The organism is Halomonas sp. SIMBA_159 (assembly GCF_046536035.1).
Taxonomy (GTDB): domain Bacteria; phylum Pseudomonadota; class Gammaproteobacteria; order Pseudomonadales; family Halomonadaceae; genus Vreelandella; species Vreelandella venusta_A.
Genome location: NZ_JAWJBT010001312.1, coordinates 1 through 245 on the forward strand (window position 1 = coordinate 1; position 245 = coordinate 245).

The 245-nt window shown below is 40.8% G+C and carries 1 protein-coding gene; it reads right to left on the bottom strand.

Annotated features, from left to right (window positions below; translation table 11 throughout):
* On the bottom strand, positions 1 to 245 hold a 245-nt coding region (locus R0J87_RS23510; protein WP_498889399.1), incomplete at both ends, for a hypothetical protein.

The following is a 245-nucleotide window of genomic DNA, read 5'->3' on the forward strand; positions in this document are numbered from 1 at the left end:
CTATTATACATATCCTGCCAACCACCATTTAAGTGGCCTGCTGCAACCTGACCTGAAGCATCACGAATCGCTTTCAAAGAGGCTAAACTATCAAGTGCCGGACTTTTTACCCCTTCAATAGCTGTTTGGTTTGCTAAAAACTTTTGCATACCTGCTAAAAGTTGCGGAAACTGGAAAATCAGACTTTCTTCGAGTGAAATCATATCGCCTGATACAATTGCAATTTTTCCTAACGGATTTTCTGG